Origin of the sequence: Aerococcus sp. 1KP-2016, assembly GCF_002252085.1 — a bacterium.
In the GTDB taxonomy this organism is placed as follows: domain Bacteria; phylum Bacillota; class Bacilli; order Lactobacillales; family Aerococcaceae; genus Aerococcus.
On the sequence record NZ_NEEY01000009.1, the window covers coordinates 1 to 23,676 of the forward strand.

Genomic DNA, 23,676 nt, shown 5'->3' on the forward strand with positions numbered 1-23,676 from the left:
ACGAAAGAAAATTCCATTACTTGCAATAAGAAAATCTGTTTTATGTTTTCATTATCATATTGATTAAATGTAAAGTGATTCACTTCCAACCACAAATAATGCCACATTTTATCTTGTAGGATATTAAATACAAAAAAAGAGGCTGGGACAAAACAAAAAATTAAAATCATAGATTTTTCGTCCTTACAGTGTACGTTCCTTGTGAGCCGTGGGACCTTTGAAAGCCAGGGTCTTTCAATTTGAAATCGAGCTAAGGTCTCGATTTCATCCTATTTCACGGCTAAGGAACTACACTTTCAGTCCTTTAACCTGTTCCCATGATATGTTTCAATCAAAATTTATAAAGATTTTTCAAAGTAAAGAGGCTGGGACAAAAGGTCTCTCAAAAAAATTCACGCCCAAAACTATGAACTTTTTTGTTCAGTAGTGGGAGTGTATTTTTCTATATCTTTATAAAAATAAACGAAAGTGGGACTACTTTTTTCGCAAAAGTAGTTTTGTCCCAGCCTCTTTTAGAGGCCTTTTTTCCCAACCTTTTTTCTGTTATATATACGGAGAATAGGCAGTCAAATATGCTCTAGCTTGAGCTGCATCATCATCCATTTGCGCTATAAGGCTTTCCATACCATCAAATTTCAATTCTGGTCGTAAGTATTGATGCCAATAAACAGTGACTGCTTCACCGTAAATTTCTTGATGGAAATCTAATAAGAAAATTTCAACTGTACGTTTTCGATTCTCGCCAAAGGTAATATTAGTACCAATTGATGCGACACCTTGATACATGGTGCCGTTTATTAGCATCTCAACAACATATACGCCTTCTTTAGGGATTAATGATTCACTTGGAATCATTAAATTGGCTGTTGGAAAGCCCATTTGCCGGCCACGTTTTTCACCGTGAACAACAATTCCTTCAAGACTGTAAATGTAGCCCAGCTTTTCATTTGCATGACTTAATAAACCTGTCTCCAAATCTTGACGAATTTCAGTTGATCCAACTTTCCCGTCTGCCTCAGCTAATTGTGCAACTTCAATAATTTGAAAGCGCTCCTTACTATGTTGTTTTAAAGTAGACATGTTGGCAACATCTTTTTTGCCATAGGTATAATCAAATCCAGCAACTACAGTTTGGGCATGTAAGCCGACCATATATTGATCCACAAAATCTTGAGGAGCCAGTTTTGAAAAAGCTGAAGTCAATTGCGCAACATATAAATAATCAACACCAAATTGAGCCATTAAACGTTGCTTTTCAACCATGGTGGTTAAATAAGTCACTTCTTCAGGTCGAATTTGTTGGTACATTATGCGTGGGGCCATGTTAAACGTCATTACAGCCAATGGTAGCTGCAAGCGATTCGCTTCTTTTCTAGCAGCCTCAATTACTGCCTGGTGCCCTCTATGCACACCGTCAAAGAAACCTAAAGCAAGGACTATATGACCTTGATAGACATCCTCTTGTTTGTATGGATGGTGTAAGTATATTGTCTCCATAAATTACCTTCCCTATCTATTCCTTAGAACATTTTTGTCGGTTTAATCTTACCATCTTTTGAAGGATGTAAGTCGTATAATGCTTTGATTTTATCATCTAAAAAAACAGTGACTGGCAGTTGATCCTGTAATTCCTTTGGCAGAACATTTAAATCTAAGACCGAGCCATTGTCTATTAATTTGTGTAAAATGACTTCTGTAGAAGATACGTGCCACTGCGGATATACCGACAATGATTCTTCAATACTTACTAGCCACGAAAAATCGTCCTTTTCCACTGCTTCACGCAGTTGGTCTAGGGTGAGGCAGTCGTCTTGACTAAAAGGCGTAGACGCCGCTCTCGTAAGGCTCGTCATAGTTGCAGGTACACCAAGTGTGACACCCAAGTCGCTTGCCAAAGTTCGTACATAAGTACCCTTACCGCAAACCACTTTAAACTGAAAATGTTGACGTCCATCTGCTAAGGTTGAAGCACTCGTCATTTCGAATGCATCTACATAAACTGGATGCTCAGGTCGCTCAACCGCTATTCCCTCACGTGCATATTCGTAAAGACGTTTGCCATTCACTTTAATTGCTGAGAACATTGGTGGAATTTGGACAATATGCCCTGTTAACTTTTGCATGGCCTCTTGAATAGCTTTATCGGAAATAGCTGTTTCAATCACTTCCTCACGGACGATTTCCCCATCTAAATCCTCAGTTGTTGTTGCAAAACCAAAGGTAATTTCACCAGTATAAACTTTGGTTTTATCCATTAATAATTCCACTAATTTAGTCCCACTACCTAAGCAAATAGGGAGGACACCGTCAACATTTGGGTCTAACGTTCCCGTATGACCAACTTTTTTCATATGTAATATTTTTCTGACCTTAAAGACACAGTCATGACTTGTCATGCCGCGTTCTTTCCATAAAGGTAAAATTCCGTCCATTTACTCACCTCATATCTAAGATATTGTAACATATGGTCAAGAACTTGCAGTAGGAAAAATCTAAAGAAGACGATAAAAGACATCAAAAAACCGGGCAGCAAATTGCTACTACCCGGTACTTTTCATATACTTCGTCTTCTATTTGATAAACGAAAATACATGGTTCCATGTTTTACTACTTAAAAAATTAAAAGGTGAATTATCAGAAGAAACACCATAGCCTATAATACCACCAATGATAAAAAGTACTATAGACAGGATTAAAATGACAATACCCCAAAATAAAAATTTCTTCCATGGTGCGTCTAAATATTGATGGAATTGTTTCATATTATCCCCTACTAATCTAATAATGCTTCAAGTTCTGCGTCTGTTTTACCGTCTACGTCAACACGTAATACATTTGCACCTAAGGCTTGTAATTTCTTTTCAAAAGAATGGTAGCCACGGTCTAAATATTTTAATTCAGAAACTTTCGTTAAACCTTCCGCACGTAAACCAGCGAGAATTAAAGCAGCTGCAGAACGTAAATCAGAAGCTGCCACTGCAGCACCTTGAAGTTTTGCTGGACCAGTAATAATCGCAGTATCTCCATTAATTGAGAAGTTTGCATTCATTCGACGCAATTCTTCCAAATGCATAAAACGGTTTTCAAAAACAGTTTCTTCCATTTCAGAAGTGCCTTCTGCTAACGCCTGTGCTACTGTGTATGGTGATTGAATATCAGTTGGGAAACCTGGGTATGGTAAAGTTCTCGCTTTTGTTGCTTTTAATACGGCAGATCCTTGTACACGAACACCAGATACATCTTCAGTAATTGTTGCGCCTAATTCTTTTAATTTAGAAATAAGCGGTTGATTATGTTCTGAAATGGCATCTTCGATGTATACGTCACCTTCGGTAATTGCAGTAGCAACCATAAATGTACCTGCTTCAATACGGTCTGGAATGACAGTATGCTCAGTACCAGTTAGGCTTTCAACACCGCGAATCTTGATTGTATCAGTACCTGCACCTTGAACATGCCCACCCATTTTATTAATAAAGTTAGCTAAGTCTACGATTTCAGGTTCACGTGCTACGTTTTCAATTATAGTGGTGCCCTCTGCTAGGGCTGCGGCCATCATAATATTTTGGGTAGCACCAACACTTGGGAAATCTAAATAAATATTAGCACCAATCAATTTTTCAGCAACAGCTTCTACATACCCTGCGGTAGTCGTTACTTTAGCACCTAAAGCTTCAAAACCTTTTACATGCAAGTCAATTGGACGAGAGCCAATTGCACAACCACCAGGCATGGCAAATTTAGCATGTCCGTAACGAGACAATAAAGGCCCCATTACAACGATACTTGCACGCATTTTACTAACAAGTTCAAATGGTGCTTCAGTTGTTAATTCTTTTGTAGCATCAACAATGATTTCGTAATTCGTTTCATCAAAATCAACAGTTGCATTCAAATTACGCAATACGTCATTCATTACGTATACGTCTGAAAGTAATGAAGCATTTGAGATGTGGCTTTGGCCTTTATCTGCTAACAAAGTTGCAGCTAATAAAGGTAAAACCGCATTTTTAGCCCCGTCAATTTTTACGTGGCCTTCTAATCGGTTGCCACCTTTAATTATCATATTTTCCGTCATTTCATTATCACCTATCTAAATTTATATTTATTGACCTTATTATGTCATTTATTTTTATGCGAACATATCAAGGTTAGCATATAAGTCTAAACAATGACAATTATAATGTACCGAATAATCGGTCACCAGCATCGCCAAGACCTGGCAAAATGTAGCCATCTTCGTTTAATTTTTCATCTAAGGCAGCTGTATAAATATCTACTTGCGGATATGCTGCTTGCAATGCTTTAACGCCTTCAGGTGCAGCCACAAGGCACACAAATTTAACATTTACTGGATCAACGTTACGTTTCACTAATGAATCAATGGCCATAATTGCAGAACCACCTGTAGCTAACATTGGGTCAACAACAATTACTTCACGTTCATCGATATCTTGAGGCATTTTAAAGAAATATTCTTGAGGTTCCAAAGTTTCTTCATCACGGAACATACCAATATGCCCTACTTTTGCAGCAGGTGTTAATAATAACATGCCGTCAACCATACCCAAACCAGCACGTAAGATTGGCGCAATTGCCAATTTTTTACCAGAAATAACTTTTTGAGTTGTTTTCATCAATGGTGTTTCAATTTCAATATCTTCCACTGATAAATCACGAGTTACTTCGTAACCTAAAAACATCGTGATTTCATTTACTAATTCACGGAAACCTTTTGTACCTAAGTTCTTATCACGTAACATAGCCATTTTATGTTGAACCAATGGATGATCAATTACAACTAACTTACTCATTAATGATTACCTCAATCTTTCTTTATCCTGTTTTTTACATTGTTCGTAATTGGCTTAAACCTAAAACATTATACAGAATATAAAGCGTTCATGCAAGTGGTTACATGAACGCTAAATTGATTATTTTAATGGGAATTTACTTACTAAAGTTTTTACTGCATCTTTTACTTCACTATATACTTCTTGATCATCATAGTTTTTAATGATTTTTGCAATTAATTGAGCTACTGTCGTTGCTTCAGTCTCTTTAAAACCGCGAGTGGTGATAGCTGGAGTTCCTATACGAATACCACTTGTTTTGAATGGGCTTAAAGTTTCATTTGGAATTGTATTCTTGTTTACTGTAATACCAACTTCATCTAAAGCAACTTCGATATCAGCACCTGTTACACCAAAATCAACAACTTTTAATAATAGCATATGGTTATCCGTACCACCAGAAACCATAGGAATGCCTTCTGCTTCAAATACTGCTTCAAAAGCTTTAGCATTCTTAATAATTTGTGCTTGGTAGTCTTTAAAGTCATCTTGCAAAGCTTCACCAAAAGCAACAGCTTTTGCAGCAATTACATGCTCTAGTGGCCCACCCTGGATACCGGGGAAAATTGCAGAATTCAATTTTTTACCATAAGTAGCATTTCCTGAAAGGATTAAACCACCACGAGGTCCACGTAATGTTTTATGTGTTGTAGAAGTAACGACATCTGCATATGGAATTGGGTTTGGATGTAAATCAGCTGCTACTAAACCAGCAATATGCGCCATATCTACCATAAAGTAAGCATTAACATCTTTAGCAATTTGACTGATACGTTCAAAATCAATGGTACGTGTGTATGCTGATGCACCTGCAACGATTAATTTAGGTTGATGTTCTTGAGCTAAACGTTCGATTTCATCATAATCAATGCGTTCGTCCACGGGGCTAACGTTATAATTGACAAAATTGTATTTTTTACCAGAGAAATTAACTTTTGAACCATGTGTTAAATGGCCACCATCTGTTAGGTTCATACCCAAAACAAGGTCACCGGGTTCTAAGAAGGCATCATAAACAGCCATATTTGCTTGAGAACCTGAATGTGGTTGTACATTTGCATAAGCTGCGCTAAATAATTCTTTGGCACGGTCAATTGCTAAGTTTTCTTATCTACTACTTCACAACCACCATAGTAACGTTTTCCAGGGTAACCTTCGGCATATTTATTGGTTGCTACTGAACCTTGCGCATCTCGTACGGCTTGAGAAACCCAGTTTTCACTGGCAATTAATTCAATACCATTTTGTTGACGTTCTAATTCTTCGTTTAATAAATCAAATACAATATCTTTTTCCATTTATTGTTAGCCTCCATTGTCTATAAGTAGACAAATTTTTTGGTGTTACGAAAATTATTCCATTACCACTGAACTTGCTTTGATTAAGCGATTGCGGTAGGCACTATTTTCCTCTTCATCTGGGAAAAGTTCAACCACAATTTGGGTAATTTCAGGTACATCATCGAAGGTTCTCAGTGCAGAAAATAAAGTATGCGTAGCACTGGTGATATCTTCGCCAAGAGAGAAAGTTGCTCGAGCACGAGTACCGTATTCAGCCAGGGTTTGAGTTGTTGCTGCAAGTGCAAAAGGCATGTTTTGATTTTCCAAATCTTGTAACACATTCGCCATTTCATCATAACTTACTGCCATGACAGGTTGATCTGGCTATAGTGAATATATTTCATGCCGGGTGCTTTTGGTGCCGTGGTATCATCACTCGCAATGCTACCCCCAATAAAGATTGGCACATTATCAATGACTTTCTCAATCATAGATTTTGTAATGAAACCAGGTCGCAAAATAATTAGGCCCCGCTCATCAGTTAAATCTAAAACGGTCGATTCCACACCAATACGGGTAGGATCTGCATTCACAATGCCTCCGATTTTACCATCAAAGTCATGTTTGACATGTTCCACTTTAGTTGGACTTGGTTTGCCAGAAATATTAGCTGAAGGTCCTACTAAAGGGAAGCCAGTTAATCGAATCAATTCACGCGTTGTATCAAGGTCTGGTAAGCGAATACCTACCGTATCCATCCCCCCTGTAACAACAGCCGGAAAAGTATCCGCTTTAACTGGTACAACAAGCGTCAACGGTCCCGGCCAGAATGCATCACTTAATTTTTCAATGAGCGAATGACGCATTTGATCGTCATCCTGCATAAATTCAAAAATATCCTCTGCATCAGCTATATGAACAATCAAGGGATTGTCACTAGGGCGCCCTTTTACTGTGTATACGGATTTTACAGCCGCTTCGTTATTTGCAATTGCACCCAAACCGAATACTGTTTCCGTTGGGAATGCGACTAATTTACCAGCACGAAGTAATTGAGCACCTTCTTCTAGTTGATTTGCCTGAATGATTTTTGTCATAACAGAGAAAACCCCTTTCATCTCGTATTTATATTTTAACATGTTCTATTAAAATTGTATCTATATTTTTATGAATTTATCCATAAAATACGGTCGTTACCCGTGTAATCCTGGATAATGTTTGCTTTTAAGTTGGGAAACATGGCTTTCGCACGTGTTAGCAAGTGTCTACCTTGCTTATATCCGAACTCTGCGATGAAGTGTGCGTCAGAGGTAAGGTGATCATTTAACCCCTCAAAAAGGCGCCAGTAAATATCGTAGCCACTATCATCGGCAAATAAGGCACCCTTGGGTTCATATAATAATGTAGAAAGTGACATGACATCTGTCTCATCCTCACTTATATATGGCGGGTTAGAAATAATCACATCAAATTTTTCGTTTGCCACGGGATCATACAAATCCCCCAGTTCAAATCGAATAGTTGTATTTTTGGCCTGAGCATTTTCTTTTGCAACAGCTAAGGCTTCTGGTGAAATGTCTGTTGCCGTAATTTGCAGATTTGGATAATGTGTTTTTAAAGTAATTGCAATTATACCTGTCCCCGTCCCAATATCTAAAATTTTGGCATCCGGTTTAATCTGCCCATTTTTGATTAATTTGAACACAAAAGTTACAAGATCTTCTGTTTCTTGTCTCGGAATTAAAGTTGCAGGTGTTACTTTGAAGTCTTCACCATAAAACCACGCTTTACCAACGATATACTGCCACGGATAATTTTCAGTCACTACTTTATGAATAGCTTCAACATAGGCATCCTTTAATTCACTAGGCATGGTATCTTGGCGATGTATTTGCCAATCTGAAACTGAAAAATCTGCCATGTCTAACATCAAGTGATATGCAATTTCTGCTTCATGGTTATTTTCATCTAAAAAAGAAGAGGCCCATGCTTGGACCTCTAAGTACGTCGTATTAATCATTTAACTCCTCTAATTTATTGGCTTGGTCAGCTAATAGTAAAGCGTCAACGATTTCATCCAACTCACCACTCATAATACGGTCTAATTTTTGAATGGTTAAACCGATTCGGTGATCAGTTACACGGTTTTGTGGATAATTATATGTACGGATACGTTCAGAACGATCACCAGTACCCACCAAGTTTTTACGTTGAGAATCATATTCATTTTGTTGCTCAGAAGCCAATTTTTCATAAACACGAGAACGTAAAATCATCATAGCTTTATCTTTATTTTGTTGTTGCGAACGTTGGTCTTGCATAGATACAACAATACCCGTTGGAATATGCGTTAAACGTACGGCAGATGATGTTTTGTTGACATGTTGTCCACCTGCACCAGACGCACGGAAAATATCAAGACGGATATCTTTATCATCTAAATCGAAGTCAACGTCCTCAAGTTCGGGCATGACACCTACAGTTGCAGTCGATGTATGTACACGGCCTTGAGACTCAGTGTCTGGTACACGTTGCACACGATGTGCGCCTGATTCAAATTTTAATTTAGAGTATACGTTGTCCCCTTGAATTTGCAGTGTGATTTCTTTATAACCACCAATATCATTACTTGAAGATTCAACAACTTCTACACGCCAACCTTGGTTAGTTGCATAACGATTGTACATTTCGTATAAGTCGCCAGCAAATAATTGTGCTTCATCTCCACCTGCGGCACCACGAATTTCCATGATAATATTTTTGTCATCGTTAGGATCAGAAGGTATCATTAAGCGTTTGATTTCTTCTTCAAGTTGTTCGCGTTCTTCTTTAAGTTCTTTTAACTCTTCTTTAGCTAACTCTGTCATTTCATCGTCAGTAGTTTCAGCTAATAACTCTTCAGTATCAGCAATACCTTCAACAACTTCTTTGTAGTGGGTAAATGTTTCTACTTTTGGACGTAAATCCGCTTCTTCTTTTGAAATGGCACGGAAACGTTGGTTATCATTAATAACATCCGGGTCACTCATAAGCTCTGTTACTTCAGCGTAACGAGCGATAAATGAATCTAATTGATCATTAAACATTGTTTCAACTCTTTTCTATAGCTTTTATACTTGTGTGCTTGAATAATAGGACTTTTCAATTAATGCCTAAGCTTCATTGTTGCGTTCAATATAAATTTTACCATCTTTCAATGGTGGGTGGTGATAATGTTTACGACATACTGGATAATATGCCTCATTACCGCCAATTTGAACCTGTGCGCCTTCATAGACAGGATGTCCTTCAGAGACACGCATGTTCATAGTTGCTTTCTTGGCACAGAACCAGCAAATTGTTTTCACTTCTTCTATTTTATCTGCTAACAATAGTAGGTATTTAGACCCTTCAAACAAATTATTTAGGAAATCATTTTTTAGGCCAAATGCCATGACAGGAATATTCAGATCATCCACAATACGTGCGAGTTGATAAATATGCTCTTTCTTCAAGAACTGTGCTTCATCAATCAAGATACAGTAAATTTTCTCATTAGTTTCACGTAAGTATTGAACAAGGTCTTCATACACATCTGTATCTTCAGCAATTGCTCTAGCGGCTCTTTCTTCACCAACACGACTAGATACGTTTCCTACACCTGCACGATTATCCACCGCACTCGTATAGACTAAAACATGCTTATTTTGTTCTTCATAGTTATGTGCTACTTTAATAATCTCAAATGATTTACCACTGTTCATCGCACCGTAACGGAAAAATAATTGCGCCATCCAAACACTCCTATCCAATTTATATCGATACACTCAACTATTCATTTTACTTTTAAACCTGTCTCTAGTCAATTTTTATTCAGTATTTCTCTACGAATTACGTAAAATAAGCAGGTGAATTTTTAAAGAAATCTTAAATGCCCTGATTTTTTTCAGAAAAATCATCTCTTATGGTAAAATTGTTCTACGAGAGTTCGAATGAACATTGAATAATGGAGGAGCGCCAATATGAAATTCAAAAGCCAAATAGCAACACTCGCTGGGAGAACAAGCCAGCAACTACTTAAAAAATTTACGAGTGGTGGGACCTCTTTACCAGGTAAAATCGCACAACGTATTGATCCTGATATCCTAAAAGCCTTAGGTGAAAACTATCGAGTAGTCATCATTACAGGGACTAACGGGAAAACAGTAACGACTGCCCTAACCGTAAATATTTTAAAACAAGCCTATGACCATGTGATGACCAATAATTCTGGTTCTAACATGTTACAAGGTATTACGTCATCTTTTATTGAAGATTCAGGTAAGAAATCTGATAAAAAAATTGCCGTACTTGAAGTAGATGAAGCTTCATTACGTCACATCACTGAACACATTAAACCAGAAGTCATTTTAACAACGAATATCTTCCGTGATCAAATGGATCGCTACGGAGAAATCTATACAACTTATGATTTCATTTTACAAGGTGCCGCAAAAGCACCAAATGCTATCTTGCTACAAAACGGAGATGCGCCTATTTTTGCATCACGTGAGGTAGCGAATCCACAAATATTCTTCGGTTTTGATAATAAGGATCAATCCCGCGACTTCCTTGCTGATAACAATACAGATGGTGTCATTTGCCCTAACTGTGAACATGTTTTACATTATCATGATATTACTTATTCAAACTTGGGTGACTATTTCTGTCCCAACTGTGGTGTTCACCGTCCGGAATTAACCTATAAAGTGGATCATGTAGATGCGTTAACGCCGGAATCAGCTACGTTTACAATCGATGGTTATCAATATGAAATTCCAGTCGCCGGTTTATATAATGTATACAATGCATTAGCTGCATACTCATTGGGCCGTTATTTTGGTATTTCTCAAGAAGATATTGCTAAGGGCTTGCAAAGTGCCAAACGTATTTTTGGCCGTCAAGAAGCAATTAATGTAGATGGACATGATTTACGTATCAACTTGATTAAGAATCCGGTTGGTTTAAATCAAATTATCGAACTAACCTTACTCGAAAAAGCACCGTTTACTTTAATCACTGTCTTAAATGACCGTCCTGCTGATGGTCAAGATGTTTCTTGGATTTGGGATGGTAACTTTGAAAAATTAGCCCAAATGGATAACATTGATACAACATTTGTCGCTGGTATCCGGGTTGAGGATTTAACAAAACGTCTGATGGTTGCCGGTTTTAATACCGAAACTTTAATTAAATTGGACGATCCTAAAGCTATCGTCGAAGCCGTTAAAACAGCACCTACTGAAAAAGTGTATATTCTTGCGACCTATACTGCTATGTTGAATATCCGTAAAGAATTAGCAGAATCAGGTTATGTGAAGGAGCGTATGAACTAATGACACGAACGTTAAAAATTGCCCATTTATATGGAAACTTAATGAATACATACGGTGACAACGGTAACCTATTGATGCTTGAATACGAAGCAAAGCAACAAGATGTTCAAGTTGAAACAGAACTAGTCTCAGTTGGAGATGATTTTGACCCTAATAAATATGATTTAGTTTTCTTTGGTGGTGGTCAAGACTACGAACAAAAAATCGTTGCTAGAGATATTCAATCCAAAAAAGAAGCTTTAACAGCTATATAGAAAACTATGGTGTTACGATTGGTATTTGTGGTGGTTTCCAATTATTAGGTAAGTACTATATTAATGCAGCAGGTGAACGACTTGAAGGTATTGGTGCGCTAGACCACTATACCTTAAACCAAGACCATAATCGTTTTATTGGTGATATTGTGATTGAAAATGAACGATTCGGTCAAACGTACTATGGTTATGAAAATCATAATGGTCGAACTTTCCTAGGTGAAAATACACAAGCTTTAGGTAAAGTTGTAACAGGATTTGGAAATAATGGCGAAGACCAAACTGAAGGTGTAATGTATAAAAATACTTTTGGTTCATATTTCCATGGTCCCCTACTTGTCCGTAATGACCAATTGACCAAAGAAATCGTTGCTTTAGCGATTCAAAATATGGATGCCCGTCTGGCTAAAGAAAACCTTCCAACTGAGGGTTAATATTCATTTTGAAATTTCCGGAGGTATGGCTATGTGTGGAAGATATCTATATGATAAAAGTGAACAAGTGCTCTTCGACTATTACAATGAAATTCGCCAACGAGATGGTGAAATCCCTGATTCTGCAGTGGATATTATTTATCCAAGTAGTCAAGTGATTACATTAGGTGCCAATCCAGAAAAGGAAATTGTCCCTGCACTAACCAAATGGGGATTTACTGGATTTAAGCCTAACCAACTACTAATCAATGCGCGAATTGAAACGGCCCGAGAGAAGAAAATGTTTAAAGAAGCCTTTGAGACACGACGAATTATCTTCCCAATGTCAGCTTTCTATGAATTTTCCGTTAATAAGGATCCATATACATTTTCTGAACCGAAGCATGTTTTATATGTTGGTGGATTTTACCGCATGTTTAATGACCCTAAAACAGGTCAGCGCCAAGCCGAATCCATCATATTAACAACAGAACCCGATGAAGTTGTTGGCCAAATCCACCACCGGATGCCTTTATTGATTGCCGCACAAGATGTCAAAAAGTGGATACTAGATGACACTTTTGCTTTTCAATATCAACACTCTACTCATCAAAAATTAATGGCTCACGCAGTTTAAACAAAAAATGTGGCTGGGACAAAAGGCCTCTAAAAAGGCGTACACAATTCTGAATAAGAGTTGTGTACGCCTTTTACTTTGAAAAATTATTATAAATTTTGATTGAAATATATCATGGGAACAGGTTAAAGGACTGAAAGTGTAGTTCCTTAGCCGTGAAAGAGGATGAAATCGAGACCTTGGCTCGATTTCAAATTGAAAGATCCTGGCTTTCAATGGTCCAACGGCTCACAAGGAACCTACATTGTAAGGACGAAAAATCTATGATTTTAATTTTTTGTCCCAGCCTCTTTTTTTTACTCAAATTCGCCGTTAACAAACTGTGCATTATATAGATTATAGTAGAATCCTTTTTGTGCTAATAATTCGAAGTGGTTACCCGTTTCAATAACATCTCCATGGTTTAATACAATGATATTATCCGCATCTTGAATCGTTGATAAGCGGTGAGCAACGACAAATGATGTTCGCCCTTCTAACAATTGACTCATTGCTTTTTGAATCAATTTTTCTGTACGCGTATCAATTGAAGATGTTGCTTCATCTAGGATTAATATTTCAGGATCAGACATGAAAGCACGAGCGATAGTTAATAATTGACGTTGGCCTTGAGACATGTTGGAGCCATCTTGGTTGATGACTGTGTCATATCCGTTCGGTAACTTACGAACAAAATCGTCAACGTGAGCTGCTTGTGCTGCACGTACCACATCTTGTCTCGTAATGTGATCTTTATGTGAACCATAAGCGATATTTTCAGCTATCGTACCATTAAACAACCAAGTGTCTTGCAAGACCATACCCATTTTGGCACGTAAATCTTCCTGGCTAATATCACGTGTATCTACGCCTTCAAACTTTATAGAACCACCAGACACATTATAAAATCGCTCAATTAAATTAATGATCGTAGATTTCCCTGCACCAGTTGGACCAACAATGGCCACCATTTGTCCAGGTTTCACCTTTAAATTAAAATCATGCATCAGAAGGTTTTCTGCACCTTCGTCATACCCAAATTGGACATTTTCAAAAATCATCTTATATTCAGTATCAATTGCAGGAATATTTGAGGCTTCCTCTTCCATTTCAGCAACATCTAAGAATTCAAAAATACGTTCAATTGAAGCTACCATACGTTGTAACTGATTAATCATATTGGCTGTTTGTTTCAATGGTTCTGATAGGATACCAGCATATTGTAACATGGCTTGCACATCACCTATAGGCATCGTACCATTGGCTACCGAGAATCCACCGACGATAGCTACCGCTACATAACCAAAGTTTTTGGCTAAATTCATTAAAGGCATCAATATACCAGAAATAAATTGTGCTTTCCAAGAAATTTCATAATATTCATCTGATTTTGCTTTAAATTGGTCAATTTTATGCGTATTTTGATTAAATGCATTATTTTCTACTTGACCAGAATAATTTTCTTCAATGTAGGCATTTAAATTCCCTTGCACCCGTTGTTGCGCAGCGAAAAGCTTTTGCGATACAGGTGTAACAGATAACATAATAATTGTAGATAGGATGATTGTACCCGCTGCTATTAAAGTCATTTTAGGACTAATTAAAGTCATCATCACGAGTGTTAAAATAAATTGGGTTGCAGACATCAAAACTTGTTGTAAAGTTTGTTGTAGTGTCATCCCCACATTTTCAACATCATTTATGGCACGGGACATAATCTCACCATTTGGTGTAGCATCTAAAAATGAAATCGGCAAACGATTCAGTTTAGCACGCATATCATTTCGTAGATCTTCAATGACATGTTGTGAAGTACGACTTAATAATACCCCTTGTAGGAAATTAAAAATCGCAGAAGTGATATAAAATGTAACTACTGTAGCTAAAATTTTTGCAAGACCTGTATAGTCAATGATAAACATTTCCTGACCATCCACGTTTTGTAAGCCATTGCTTACCCCATCGGTAATTAAGGTCGTTGCTTGACCCAAAATACGCGGTGAAACAATTTGGAAAATTGTTGATAAGACAATCAAGATGATAATTAATAAGAAAGTCCATTTACGTGTGGCCATGTATTTAATAAAACGACCCAAAGTAGACCAGAAATTTTTAGGTTTATGACGGCGGCCATCTAGTTGTTTCTTTTTATCTCCCATTACTCCGCCTCCTTAATCTGTGATTCTACAATTTCACGATAAATATCGTTGGCCATTAATTCATCATGGGTACCCATACCTGAGATTTCACCTTTATCTAACACGATGATGATATCTGCGTTTCGGATAGTAGAAACACGTTGGGCAATAATAATCGTTGCAGCCTCAGCAGTCACATCTTTCAGTGCCGCGCGTAATTTACGATCTGTTGTATAGTCTAAAGCGGAGAAGGAATCATCAAAAATATAGATATTGGCATGTTTAACAATTGCTCTCGCAATACTTAATCGTTGTTTTTGTCCCCCAGAGAAGTTATTCCCACCTTGAGAGACATGCGCATCTAATCCTTCGGGTAGTCCACGTACAAAATCATCTGCTTGTGCAATGCGTAAGGCATACCATAAATCATCATCTGTCGCATTGGGATTACCATATAACAAGTTTTCCCGAATTGTACCCGTAAATAAATTGGCTTTTTGTGGTACATACCCAATTAATTCCCTTAAATTATCTAGTGAATAGGTTCTGACATCATGGTCATGAACCTTTACTGATCCTGAGGTAACATCTGAAAAGCGCATAATCAAATTTGCTATAGTAGATTTACCGGATCCCGTCCCTCCAATAATGGCTAAAGTTTGACCTGGGCCCACTTGGAAATTGATGTTTTGCAAACATTAGCCTCTGCATTGCCGAATTTAAAATCAACATGTTCAAAGGCAACTTTACCAGGTTCTGTTGGGTTAACTGAAACAGGATTTTCTGGAGAGTGAATCGTAATTTCTGTATCTAAAATTTCATTAATACGTTGAGCAGAAACTTGCGCTCTTGGTAAAATAACAAAAATCATGCCTAACATCATAAATGAGAACATAATGATAAATGAATAGTTAACAAACGATAAAATAACCCCGACACTAAGTTTTTGAGCAGCCACAAGGTGTGCTCCACGCCATGATAAAGTAATGTTTGTTAATGATAAAATGGTTGTCATTATTGGCATCAAAAACGACATCCGGAACAGTGCTTTAATCGCAGTATCCGCATAATCCTTGTTTGCAGTAGCAAATCGCTCTTCTTCAAATTTAGAACGATTAAATGCACGAATAACACGCACCCCAGTTAATCCCTCACGAAAGATTAAATTTAATTCATCTACTTTTCGTTGCATAGATTTAAAATAAGGTGACACCATACGTAGAATAACAAAAATTAAAATCGCTAAAATAGGGCCTGTAACAGCATAAACCAAACTCAATTCCGGACTAGAAATAACCGCCATCACAATAGCTGCAATAAGCATAGCAGGTGCTAATAAAACCATACGCAAAATCATCATCACAGTAACTTCAATTTGTTGAATATCATTTGAAGATCGTGTGATTAATGAAGCCTCTCCAAAATCCCCCATATTTTCTTTTGAAAATCTGAGCACTTTTGAATAAATTTCATTACGTAATTCGCGCCCCAAATTTTGACTTGTTCGAGCAGCAATAAATACAGAAATGGTCGCTGAAGCAATGACTAACAATGTAATTAAAATCATTTGCCCGCCAATTCTGTATATTGCCTCCATATTACCCGTTGCTACCCCGTCATCAATAATGCGGGCAGTCTGCGTAGGTAATAGCAATTCCCCTACAGCCTGCGTCATTGCAAAGACAATTGCACCAACCATGGCCCATAAAGGTATGCGTTTAATTAAACGCCACATGTAACTCCTCCTCTAAAAATATATTTGTATAAAACAGTGCGATTTTTCCATTATACGCTGATTATTTTGAATTCTCAAATAAATGGTATTAATCCTCTTCAGGCACAGCTTCCTCAAATGGCGCCACATCAATTTCATCTAATTCATCATCCGTATCATCATCTTCATATAAACCAGAAACAGCTTTGTACCATGCAAAGAAATGAAAAAAAATCACCTTTAATACTGCATAGATTGGAATAATGAATACCACACCAGCTACACCATATAAATTACCCGCCGCTATTAATAACAGCATAATGGTCACCGGGTGAATTGCTAAATTTGAACCCAAAACTTGTGGTGAGATGACTCTACTCTCAATTGTTTGTTCAATAGCGAATACAATTAAAACTTGTATAATCATGACTGGGCCTACTACGATGGCTACTATAATCGCAGGAATCATAGCTAGGAAAGAACCAACGTAAGGAATGATATTTAAAAAACCTGCCGCAACACCGATAATTGCACCGTAAGGTAATCCAATTACGGAATAGCCAATAACAAACATAATGGCCACCGCAATCGCAACAATAATTTGCCCCCGAATATACTGACTAATTTGTTTGTTCATATCTGCAATTAATTGCATGGTCGATTGACGAATTTGAGTTGGTAAATATTGCGATAGGAACCCTGGTAGTTTATATCCGTCACGCAACATATAAAATAAGATAATTGGGGCAGTAACAATTGCAATAGTTACACGCGTAACGGTACCTACAATTGAAGAAAGACTGGTAAGCGCGCTATTGGCGATATTTTCCCAATTAAAAGTTGATAAATCTTGGAATCTTGTCAAAAAAGTTTGAATCACTAAATCAACCTGATCATACCAATCACCTTTAATAAACCCTTGAAGACGGCTTTGGTAATTTTGCCAAATGGAATCCCAGTTATTAATTAAATTGCGCCCCTCATCCACTAAGGAAGGAATAAGTGCAATTAGACCGGTAATCACAACGGCGATAACAATCAACACAATCGTTGAACCTATCGTACGGTTGACTTTATGTTTTGCTAAACTATTGACTAAGGGAACTGATAAATAGTAAAAGATACTGGCTATGATAATAGGTAAGGAAATCACTTGGAAAAACGAAATGATTGGTTCAAATAAAAAAGCAATTTTACTAAACTGACTCACAAAAATAGAAATGAGAATCAATATGAAAAGAATGCCGACATAGCGATTATTTAGTATATGCAGATAAAACCAACTTCTATTGGGTACTTTTTTATCGTCAGCCCTTCTTTTCTTTGCGCGGCTGACATTTTTTGATTTAAATCTCTAGGTGTATTTTCAAAATCATTTGAATTCATAGTGTTCACTCCTTTAGAAAGCTCACTTTATTATAGCAAATCCATAGACCGAAAGCTTTGCATCAGCAACCCTTTTTCGTGTGAAATGCCACAATCTTTAGTATAATAAAAGCAATAAGAGAAAGTGAGGTTTTAATTTTATGGAAACAATTTATTTAGGTGGTTATACACGTGAGGATAATAAAGGAATTCATGCATTAAACTTAGATACTACTGCTGGTAAATTAGCTGGGGAATCGTTAATCATTGAGGAGAATAACCCAACTTACCTTACTTTATCTGCTGACGGCAAACATTTATTCACTTTAAGTGATGGTGATGAACCTGGTTTAGCTCATTATGAATTAGTAGATGGTAACTTCACTTTTAAAGATCGTACTAAAGTTTTCAATGAAAACGGTTGTTATGTAACTTATGATGAAGAAAATCATGTAGTTATAATGCTAATTACAAAAAAGGTGAATTAGCAGTTATCGATATATTACAAGATGGCACATTAGCAGTTGCAGACATCGTTCAACATACATCTCCTGTTGGCCCTCATGAAAACCAAGATTTTGCACATGCACATTTTATCCATCCAACAAATGATCACCAATTTATCTTATCTTGTGATTTAGGTACCGATGAAGTTCATTCATACCGTTTATCTAGCGACCATAAATTAGAAGAATTAAGTGTATATAAAGCTGCACCAGGTACAGGTCCACGTCACCTAGCCTTCCACCATTCTGAATCAATTGTCTACTTGCTTGGTGAACTAGATTATACGGTTACCGTTTTAACGATTAACGAAGACGGAAGTTTAACTGCTGGTAACATTTACAACACACTTCCAAGTGATTGGACTGAATTTAACTCTAGCGCCGCTATTCGTTTATCTGCTGACAATAAATTCTTATATGTTTCTAATCGTGGCCACAACTCAATCACTGTATTTGCAGTATCTGAGGATGGTCAAACCCTTACTGAAATTCAAAATATTTCTACTGAAGGTGATTTCCCACGTGACTTTAACTTTAATGCTGATGAAACATTTATCATTGTTGGTCACCAATTCCAACCACAAATTTCCTTATTCAAACGTGATGTTGAAACTGGTTTATTAACTTATACAGATAATATTGCAGTAAATGAAATTGTTTGTGTGACACCTGCCTAATTTACACCAATTAAATAGATTTAAACAATCGACCATTAGCAAGTCTAACTTCTAGACTTGCTAATTTTTCACTAATATAAATATATTGATAATACTATCATTATCAAATTATTGAATACGTTACGAATTATTGAGGATAAAGAAAGGTCTACGCTTATGCATCATTTAGCCGCCAAAGATATAGATGAAAAATTGCGCTACAAATTATTATCGGGTTCTGTTGTACCCCGTCCTGTTGGGTGGATTACAACCCAAAATACAGAAAATGATGTAATCAACTTAGCACCCTTTTCATTTACAAGTGGTGCTGGTCAAAAAATCCCCTTATTGTCAATTGCAATTCTAAGAAAAGCGGATTATTCAATCAAAGATTCTGCACGAAATTTGTTGGACGTTCCTGAGGCAGTAATGAATGTTGTGAGTAAATCACAAATCAAGCAAATGAATGCCACAGCTGCGCTTGTTGGACCCGAAGTGAGTGAAATTCAATTGGCAGATATAGAAACCATCGAAAGTCATACCGTTTCAGTACCAGGAGTGAAAGATTCGCTGATTCGCTTAGAATTAAAAGTCTATCAATACATTCCAATTAAAGACCGTGAAGATCGCATCATTACGGATATGTTTATCTTTGAGGTCACTGATTATCACTTAGATGACAGTGTCTATGATGAAGAAAAAGGTTATGTCATTTATGACAAATTAGAACCCGTTGCTCGTCTAGCAGGTAATTTATTTACCGACTTTGGCGCCCCATATGTTTTAAAAAGGCCTATATAATTGTATACAAAAAGCAGAGGTTGAGACATCATTGTCCCAACCTCTGCTTTTTCATTATGAAAGTATATTATTTTGAACGGATGAAAGTTCGTCCCAAAGCTTTTGGCCCTTGGGCTTTACCAATAAATACTACCAATACGATAATTGTTAAAATATATGGTGCTACATCTAAGTATACTGATGGTACATCCTTAATAACTGGAATGTAGTTTGCAGTTACAGATAGACTTTGCGCGAAACCGAAAAAGATTGCTGCGCCCATCGCACCGATTGGATGCCACTTACCAAATACCATAGCCGCCATAGCCATGAAACCTTGACCAGCTACTGTTACAAGCGAGAACTCATTTTGTACAGCTTGTGCTTGAACAGCTCCACCGATACCCCCAAGAAAACCAGAGATAAGAACCCCCGCATATTTCATAGCATATACGTTGATACCTAATGTTTCTGATGCTTCAGGATGCTCACCTACTGAACGTAGACGAAGACCAAATCTTGTTTTGAATAAAACAAACCAAGCAATAATCGCAACGATTACCCCCAGATAAGCTGGACCAGATGTATTTTCAAAGAAAATTGGGCCGATAATTGGAATATTGTTTAAACCTAAAATATTATATGTCACAAATGGTTTTGCTAAAGGTCCTGTTTGTGCAGCACCATACATTGCACGCACTAAGAAAACGGCTAAACCAGGTGCTGCAAGATTCAATACTGTACCAGAAATTGTTTGATCAGCTCGGAAATTGATTGAAGAAACAGCATGAATGCTAGAATATGCTATACCAACAATCCCCCCGACAATTAACCCAACCCAGGGTGTTAAATTGCCAAAAGTACCGGCCATGCCAATATTGAAAATCGCAGATGCAAATGCACCCATCACCATAATACCTTCCAAACCAATGTTTACTACACCAGATCTTTCAGAAAAAGTACCACCAATAGCAGTGAAAATCAGAGGTGCGGAATACATTAACGTTGAAGAAACGATTAATTGTAATGTCGTTAGTAAATCCATTATTTATCCCCTCCTGCTTGTTTTACTTTTCTGTTTTTTAATTTATCTAGTCCATATCTAATGATATAAGAAGAACCGATAAAGAAGATGATGGCAGCAGTAATGACTGATGCTAATTCATCAGGTACGCCAGCACGTGTTGGCATAAATGACGCCCCAATGTTTAATAGTCCAAATAATAGTGATGCAAGGAATGTACCTAAAGGAGTACCCATACCAAGTAAACCAACAGCAATACCATTGAAACCTTCTGAAGGTAATGAGTTTAGGGTATACAAGTTACCGAAAGTACCAATACCGTGTATTACCCCCGCAAGACCAGCTAATGCACCTGAAATAAAAATGGCTAAAACAATATTCTTTTCAGCATTGATCCCCGCATATACTGCAGCATCTTTATTCAAACCAACTGAACGTAATTCAAAACCTGTTGTCGTATTTTTCATCACAAAACCATAAAGCAATACCATCGCAATGGCAATGAAAATCCCAATGTTAATACGGGAACCACTCGTAAGCGTTGTTAACCAGCCAAGTGCAAGGCTAGCATTGTCGCCAACTTTTTCAGTTTGGTTACCTGTACCTAGTACTTCACGAATTAAATAGTTTGTTGTGTACAGCATGATGTAGTTTAACATGATTGTTACAACTACTTCATTTGTACCAAGATATGCTCTTAATACCCCAGCAATTGAAGCATATAAAGCGCCGGCTAAAGTGCCCAAAACTAAAATTAAAGGTACCATAATAATGCGAGGAATATCTGGGAATGCTAAGCCGATGGCAACAGATGTTAACCAACCTGCTACTAATTGACCGGAAAGTCCAATATTAAAGAAACCGGATTGATAAGCAATGTTAAATGCTAAACCAGTTAAGGTTAATACGGTCGCTTGACGTAAAACTTCACCAATAAAATATGGATTCGTAATTACAGGCATAATCATCGCATTATACGCAGCGATTGGATTGTAGCCAAAGAATAACATGATTAAGGCACCTAGTAGGAAGCCACATAAAATAGAAATGATGGGAACACTAATTTTGTCGATAAAACGACTTGATTTAGATTGATTCAACTGGTTTTCCTCCTTCAGTAGTCATATCATGCTCAGGACCAACTTGGCTTTGAAGACGTGCTTCTGCCAATGGTACGCCCGCCATTAATAAACCTAATTCAGATTCATTGGTTTCATTCGCATTTACAATTGCGATAATTTGACCTTCATGCATAACAGCAATACGGTCAGAAACGCCCATAATTTCATCTAATTCAAAACTCATCAATAGTACAGCCTTGCCTGCATCGCGGTGTTGAATTAAGCGGTAGTGCACGAACTCAATTGCACCAACGTCCAAACCACGCGTCGGTTGTGCAGCGATAAGTAAATCAGGATTACGGTCTAATTCACGAGCAATAATCACTTTTTGTTGGTTACCACCTGACAAATCACCTGCTAAGGCAGCTTCACTGGTGGTACGAACGTCAAATTCTTGAATTAAAGTACGTGCATGTTCTTCAATAAATTTATGATTCAACAAACCTCGGCTTGAGAATGGCTTATGATAGTAAGATTGCATTGCCATATTTTCAGCAATACTTAATGGCAAGAATAAACCAAGTTTTTGACGGTCTTCTGGAATATGGCCTAAACCGGCTTCTGTAATTTTACGCGGTTTTTTATTCGTAACATCTTTGCCACCAAGTTGTACACGACCAGATTCGATTTTACGCAATCCTGAAATTGCTTGGATTAATTCAGATTGACCATTACCATCAATACCAGCAATCCCAAGTATTTCCCCACCACGAACGTTAAAGTTTACTTTTTTTACAGCATCTAAACCACGAGCTTCTTTAACGACTAAATCTTCTACTTCAAGCACAACATCTTTTAACTGTGGCGCTTGTTTGTTTACTTGGAAGTTTACATGACGGCCTACCATCATATCCGCAAGTTCTTGTTTACTCACATCAGCGACATTAACAGTTCCGATGGTTTGACCACGACGAATAACTGTACAACGGTCTGCTACAGTGGTGATTTCGTCTAACTTATGGGTAATCAAAATAATTGATTTACCTTCAAGCGTCATCGCCTTCATAATATTCATCAATTCATCGATTTCTTGAGGCGTTAATACGGCGGTTGGTTCATCAAAGATTAAAATATCAGCTCCTCTATATAAGGCTTTGATAATTTCTACCCTTTGTTGTTGACCAACAGAAATATCTTGTACATATGCATCAGGGTTTACAGATAGATGATATTTTTCAGATAATGCCTTAATTTGGTCATTGGCTGCTGCTGAGTCAATATAGCCAAATTTTGTTGTTTCTTTACCTAAAGTAATATTTTCCGCCACTGTAAAATTATCAATCAACATAAAATGTTGATGAACCATTCCAATACCTAATTTATTTGCTATTTCAGGTGATGAAATAGCTTCAACTTGGCCATTAACCAGGATTTCACCAGATGTTGGTGATAAAAGCCCTGATAAAATGTTCATTAAAGTAGATTTCCCCGCACCATTTTCACCTAAAAGTGCGTGAATCTCACCTTTTTTCAAATTAAGATTGATATTGTCATTTGCTTTGTAAGTACCGAAAATCTTTGTGATATCGCGCATCTCAATGACATTTTCCGTATGCATAAGTGTAACCTCTCATTTCTAGATATTCACAGAAAAGCGTCAGC

General features: G+C 37.2%; 17 protein-coding genes and 5 pseudogenes. 5 read left to right on the forward strand and 17 right to left on the reverse strand.

Annotated elements, in window-relative coordinates:
- Positions 1-543 precede the first annotated feature (543 nt).
- The 10 genes and pseudogenes from ribF to B9P78_RS03130 all read right to left on the reverse strand — a co-directional run bounded on the left by ribF (position 544) and on the right by B9P78_RS03130 (position 9,906).
- On the reverse strand, positions 544-1,497 hold the full coding sequence (ribF, locus tag B9P78_RS03085; protein ID WP_094518089.1) for a riboflavin biosynthesis protein RibF: 954 nt from the start codon (positions 1,495-1,497) through the stop codon (positions 544-546).
- Between the two features lie 23 nt (positions 1,498-1,520).
- On the reverse strand, positions 1,521-2,432 hold the full coding sequence (gene truB / locus B9P78_RS03090) for a tRNA pseudouridine(55) synthase TruB (RefSeq protein ID WP_094518090.1): 912 nt from the start codon (positions 2,430-2,432) through the stop codon (positions 1,521-1,523).
- A gap of 138 nt (positions 2,433-2,570) precedes the next feature.
- Positions 2,571-2,762, reverse strand: a complete 192-nt coding sequence (locus B9P78_RS03095) for a DNA-directed RNA polymerase subunit beta (protein WP_094518091.1) — start codon at positions 2,760-2,762, stop codon at positions 2,571-2,573.
- An 11-nt stretch (positions 2,763-2,773) separates the two neighbouring features.
- Complete coding sequence (gene murA / locus B9P78_RS03100; protein WP_094518092.1) at positions 2,774-4,078, reverse strand: UDP-N-acetylglucosamine 1-carboxyvinyltransferase; 1,305 nt, start codon at positions 4,076-4,078, stop codon at positions 2,774-2,776.
- Positions 4,079-4,178: 100 nt separating this feature from the next.
- Entirely contained in the window at positions 4,179-4,814 is a 636-nt protein-coding gene (gene upp, locus B9P78_RS03105; protein WP_094518093.1) for a uracil phosphoribosyltransferase, read from the reverse strand.
- A 120-nt stretch (positions 4,815-4,934) separates the two neighbouring features.
- A pseudogene (glyA, locus tag B9P78_RS03110) lies at positions 4,935-6,151 on the reverse strand (serine hydroxymethyltransferase).
- A 54-nt stretch (positions 6,152-6,205) separates the two neighbouring features.
- Positions 6,206-7,272 (reverse strand): annotated as a pseudogene (locus B9P78_RS03115) (L-threonylcarbamoyladenylate synthase).
- Positions 7,273-7,298: 26 nt separating this feature from the next.
- Positions 7,299-8,153 (reverse strand): peptide chain release factor N(5)-glutamine methyltransferase, encoded by an 855-nt coding sequence (prmC, locus tag B9P78_RS03120; protein ID WP_094518094.1) that lies wholly within the window; start codon positions 8,151-8,153, stop codon positions 7,299-7,301.
- Positions 8,146-9,219 carry a peptide chain release factor 1 gene (gene prfA, locus B9P78_RS03125; RefSeq protein ID WP_094518095.1) on the reverse strand — a complete coding sequence of 358 codons (1,074 nt, stop codon included), beginning with the start codon at positions 9,217-9,219 and terminating at the stop codon, positions 8,146-8,148. The genes prmC and prfA overlap by 8 nt, the downstream gene beginning before the upstream one ends.
- A gap of 66 nt (positions 9,220-9,285) precedes the next feature.
- Positions 9,286-9,906 (reverse strand): thymidine kinase, encoded by a 621-nt coding sequence (locus B9P78_RS03130; RefSeq protein ID WP_094518096.1) that lies wholly within the window; start codon positions 9,904-9,906, stop codon positions 9,286-9,288.
- 228 nt (positions 9,907-10,134) lie between these two features.
- Here B9P78_RS03130 and B9P78_RS03135 point away from each other — a divergent pair, with 228 nt between their 5' ends.
- The 3 genes and pseudogenes from B9P78_RS03135 to B9P78_RS03145 all read left to right on the forward strand — a co-directional run bounded on the left by B9P78_RS03135 (position 10,135) and on the right by B9P78_RS03145 (position 12,791).
- Complete coding sequence (locus B9P78_RS03135; protein WP_094518097.1) at positions 10,135-11,487, forward strand: Mur ligase family protein; 1,353 nt, start codon at positions 10,135-10,137, stop codon at positions 11,485-11,487.
- Positions 11,487-12,175: pseudogene (locus tag B9P78_RS03140) on the forward strand (type 1 glutamine amidotransferase). The gene B9P78_RS03135 and the pseudogene B9P78_RS03140 overlap by 1 nt, the downstream one beginning before the upstream one ends.
- A gap of 25 nt (positions 12,176-12,200) precedes the next feature.
- A complete protein-coding gene (locus B9P78_RS03145; protein ID WP_233487678.1) occupies positions 12,201-12,791 on the forward strand; it encodes an SOS response-associated peptidase in 591 nt (196 codons plus the stop codon).
- 296 nt (positions 12,792-13,087) lie between these two features.
- Here B9P78_RS03145 and B9P78_RS03150 read toward each other — a convergent pair whose 3' ends face one another.
- The 4 genes and pseudogenes from B9P78_RS03150 to B9P78_RS10500 form a co-directional block, all read right to left on the reverse strand.
- On the reverse strand, positions 13,088-14,929 hold the full coding sequence (locus B9P78_RS03150) for an ABC transporter ATP-binding protein (protein ID WP_094518099.1): 1,842 nt from the start codon (positions 14,927-14,929) through the stop codon (positions 13,088-13,090).
- Positions 14,929-16,643, reverse strand: a pseudogene (locus B9P78_RS03155) (ABC transporter ATP-binding protein). The gene B9P78_RS03150 and the pseudogene B9P78_RS03155 overlap by 1 nt, the downstream one beginning before the upstream one ends.
- 88 nt (positions 16,644-16,731) lie before the next feature.
- Entirely contained in the window at positions 16,732-17,832 is a 1,101-nt protein-coding gene (locus B9P78_RS03160) for an AI-2E family transporter (RefSeq protein ID WP_255377069.1), read from the reverse strand.
- A 50-nt stretch (positions 17,833-17,882) separates the two neighbouring features.
- The gene (locus B9P78_RS10500; protein ID WP_255377070.1) at positions 17,883-18,008 is read right to left on the reverse strand and encodes a hypothetical protein; all 126 of its coding nucleotides are present in this window, start codon (positions 18,006-18,008) and stop codon (positions 17,883-17,885) included.
- A gap of 140 nt (positions 18,009-18,148) precedes the next feature.
- Between B9P78_RS10500 and B9P78_RS03165 the strand changes: the two are divergent.
- Together B9P78_RS03165 and B9P78_RS03170 are read left to right on the forward strand one after the other, a co-directional pair.
- A pseudogene (locus B9P78_RS03165) lies at positions 18,149-19,170 on the forward strand (lactonase family protein).
- A gap of 156 nt (positions 19,171-19,326) precedes the next feature.
- On the forward strand, positions 19,327-19,950 hold the full coding sequence (locus tag B9P78_RS03170) for a flavin reductase family protein (protein ID WP_094518101.1): 624 nt from the start codon (positions 19,327-19,329) through the stop codon (positions 19,948-19,950).
- Positions 19,951-20,017: 67 nt separating this feature from the next.
- Here the strand turns inward: B9P78_RS03170 and B9P78_RS03175 are convergent, their stop codons facing one another.
- The 3 genes from B9P78_RS03175 to B9P78_RS03185 are packed head-to-tail and all read right to left on the reverse strand — an operon-like array spanning position 20,018 to position 23,632.
- Positions 20,018-20,974: an ABC transporter permease gene (locus B9P78_RS03175; RefSeq protein ID WP_094518102.1), complete on the reverse strand. Its 957-nt coding sequence runs from the start codon at positions 20,972-20,974 to the stop codon at positions 20,018-20,020.
- On the reverse strand, positions 20,974-22,053 hold the full coding sequence (locus B9P78_RS03180) for an ABC transporter permease (RefSeq protein WP_094518103.1): 1,080 nt from the start codon (positions 22,051-22,053) through the stop codon (positions 20,974-20,976). Before B9P78_RS03180 ends, B9P78_RS03175 begins: the two co-directional genes overlap by 1 nt.
- Complete coding sequence (locus B9P78_RS03185; protein ID WP_094518104.1) at positions 22,040-23,632, reverse strand: ABC transporter ATP-binding protein; 1,593 nt, start codon at positions 23,630-23,632, stop codon at positions 22,040-22,042. The genes B9P78_RS03180 and B9P78_RS03185 overlap by 14 nt, the downstream gene beginning before the upstream one ends.
- Positions 23,633-23,676 lie beyond the last annotated feature (44 nt).

Bases quoted from the DNA above. Each gene is read 5' to 3' on its own strand.
- ribF (WP_094518089.1), bottom strand. From the start codon at position 1,497: ATGGAGACAATATACTTACACCATCCATACAAACAAGAGGATGTCTAT.
- truB (WP_094518090.1), bottom strand. From the start codon at position 2,432: ATGGACGGAATTTTACCTTTATGGAAAGAACGCGGCATGACAAGTCAT.
- B9P78_RS03095 (WP_094518091.1), bottom strand. From the start codon at position 2,762: ATGAAACAATTCCATCAATATTTAGACGCACCATGGAAGAAATTTTTA.
- murA (WP_094518092.1), bottom strand. From the start codon at position 4,078: ATGACGGAAAATATGATAATTAAAGGTGGCAACCGATTAGAAGGCCAC.
- upp (WP_094518093.1), bottom strand. From the start codon at position 4,814: ATGAGTAAGTTAGTTGTAATTGATCATCCATTGGTTCAACATAAAATG.
- prmC (WP_094518094.1), bottom strand. From the start codon at position 8,153: ATGATTAATACGACGTACTTAGAGGTCCAAGCATGGGCCTCTTCTTTT.
- prfA (WP_094518095.1), bottom strand. From the start codon at position 9,219: ATGTTTAATGATCAATTAGATTCATTTATCGCTCGTTACGCTGAAGTA.
- B9P78_RS03130 (WP_094518096.1), bottom strand. From the start codon at position 9,906: ATGGCGCAATTATTTTTCCGTTACGGTGCGATGAACAGTGGTAAATCA.
- B9P78_RS03135 (WP_094518097.1), top strand. From the start codon at position 10,135: ATGAAATTCAAAAGCCAAATAGCAACACTCGCTGGGAGAACAAGCCAG.
- B9P78_RS03145 (WP_233487678.1), top strand. From the start codon at position 12,201: ATGGCTATGTGTGGAAGATATCTATATGATAAAAGTGAACAAGTGCTC.
- B9P78_RS03150 (WP_094518099.1), bottom strand. From the start codon at position 14,929: ATGGGAGATAAAAAGAAACAACTAGATGGCCGCCGTCATAAACCTAAA.
- B9P78_RS10500 (WP_255377070.1), bottom strand. From the start codon at position 18,008: ATGAATTCAAATGATTTTGAAAATACACCTAGAGATTTAAATCAAAAA.
- B9P78_RS03170 (WP_094518101.1), top strand. From the start codon at position 19,327: ATGCATCATTTAGCCGCCAAAGATATAGATGAAAAATTGCGCTACAAA.
- B9P78_RS03175 (WP_094518102.1), bottom strand. From the start codon at position 20,974: ATGGATTTACTAACGACATTACAATTAATCGTTTCTTCAACGTTAATG.
- B9P78_RS03185 (WP_094518104.1), bottom strand. From the start codon at position 23,632: ATGCATACGGAAAATGTCATTGAGATGCGCGATATCACAAAGATTTTC.